A 1,504-nucleotide genomic window follows, 5' to 3' on the forward strand; every position below is an offset into this window, starting at 1 on the left:
CCACCTGCTGATATGCCCCCATTGCCGCGAATATAAAAAACAACTCGACCTTATTCAGAAAGCCATGAAAAAGATGTTTTGAGGCTGGCGGATAAGGTATAGTGGATTAAATTTAAATCAGGACAAGGCGAGGCAACGCCGTACTGGTTTAAAGTTAATCCACTATAAAAAGGTCGTCTGAAACCTGATGTAGGGTTTCAGACGACCTTTTTGCATGAAAGAAAATAGGGATTGATTGGTTTGAGCATGAGTTGGGATGAAATGGCGTGCCCATAAAAAAGCCGGCTTTTAAAGCCAGGATTTTGAAATTGGGCAGGATTGGGGCGGATTTAAAGGCATGGCAAACAAGGTTCAAACCGCCCAATAAGCCGGAGGCTATATAGGAATGATTGTGCGGGTGTCAACATTTTCCGCCTTTTTTCAGAACAAAACATGACTTATGCCAATATTTGTTACTACAACCCACTACATCGGCGGGAACATGAAAATGATGTGTGTTAGAATTTTTCCAGCTGTTTTATAAAACAGTACCTTAACTAAAAAATTTAAGAAGGATAGAACATGAACAAATTACTAATTGCTGCGATGATGATGGCCGCTTTGTCGGCTTGTTCCCAAGAAGCCAAGCAGGAAACTAAGGAGGCGGCTTCTGCCGTAGCTTCCGAGGTTAAAGACGCTGCGGCTTCTGCTACCGATGCTGCTGCATCTTCTGCTCAAGCAGCGGCGAGCAAAGTAGAAGATACTGCCGCCAAAGCCGCATCAGAAGTAAAAGAAGCTCCTGCCTCTGAAGCCAAACCGGCTGAAAAAACAGAAGCTGCGCCTGCCGACGAGAAAAAAGATGCCTCGTCCGCCAAAGTGGACGGCAAAGCCGTTTTCGAAGCCAACTGTAAAATGTGCCACGGCGGTACCATCCCGGGCGCTCCGGTCGTCGGTAAAAATGATGATTGGGCTCCGCGCATCAAACAAGGCAAAGAAACCCTGCATAAACATGCACTCGAAGGCTTCAACACCATGCCGGCAAAAGGCGGCAACACCAGCCTGAGCGATGACGAAGTCAAAGCGGCGGTTGACTATATGGCAAACCAATCCGGCGCCAAATTCTAAGCTGTACAAATCAAAACGCACCTTGCAATAAGGTGCGTTTTTTTATGGGAAAACAGCCAAGCGTCGAGACGGTTCGGATTTGCTTTGATGGGAAACGTATAAGATTAAGCTGAAATCAATGCGGTGTTGCTTCGCCTTGTCTTGATTCAAGCTTACTTGAACCACTACACAGGAAGTTGAGGGAAGCTCGTCTGAAACATCATCCTGTTTTCAGACGACCTGATCTTTGATTAACGATGGTGCGGTCTGAATGTTAGAACTAAGGCAGAAAGGCAATAAAAAAGCTGAGTTTTTCAACTCAGCTTTTTAAATTTGGTGGGTCGTGAGCGATTCGAACGCTCGACCAACGGATTAAAAGTCCGCTGCTCTACCGACTGAGCTAACGACCCGATAAGCTGTG

The 1,504-nt window shown here is 46.1% G+C and carries 1 protein-coding gene and 1 tRNA gene; one reads left to right on the plus strand and one right to left on the minus strand.

Annotated elements, in window-relative coordinates; genetic code table 11:
• Nucleotides 1–561: 561 nt before the first annotated feature.
• A complete protein-coding gene (locus HMPREF1051_RS09000) occupies nucleotides 562–1,104 on the plus strand; it encodes a c-type cytochrome (RefSeq protein WP_003767473.1) in 543 nt (180 codons plus the stop codon).
• A gap of 313 nt (nucleotides 1,105–1,417) precedes the next feature.
• Here the strand turns inward: HMPREF1051_RS09000 and HMPREF1051_RS09005 are convergent.
• A tRNA-Lys gene (locus HMPREF1051_RS09005) sits at nucleotides 1,418–1,493 on the minus strand.
• Nucleotides 1,494–1,504 lie beyond the last annotated feature (11 nt).

Source organism: Neisseria sicca VK64 (assembly GCF_000260655.1).
GTDB classification, from domain to species: Bacteria; Pseudomonadota; Gammaproteobacteria; order Burkholderiales; family Neisseriaceae; genus Neisseria; species Neisseria sicca_B.